1 protein-coding gene is annotated in these 257 nt (G+C 45.5%); it reads left to right on the forward strand.

Annotated elements, in window-relative coordinates; genetic code table 11:
• Positions 1-29: 29 nt before the first annotated feature.
• Positions 30-257 (forward strand): sirohydrochlorin chelatase (locus A3761_RS00620; RefSeq protein WP_197472678.1); only part of this gene is annotated, 228 nt, incomplete at its 3' end.

Genomic DNA, 257 nt, shown 5'->3' on the forward strand with positions numbered 1-257 from the left:
TGAAAAAATGGTTAATATAGTAGGACATTATGAAAGCATTAGTAATTGTTGCACACGGCTCACGACGAGCGTCCTCCAATGATGAAGTACGGGAGCTTTCCCGTAGCGTTCAGAATAAGGTCGGCGCTCAATATGCGATCGTCAATACTGGCTTTTTGGAGCTGGCTGAGCCATTAATACCCGACTCAATTATCCAGTGTATAGAGCAGGGAGCATCTGAAGTAGATGTCTTGCCTTACTTCTTGTCAGCCGGTAGG

The sequence above is a fragment of the Oleiphilus sp. HI0123 genome, assembly GCF_001635315.1.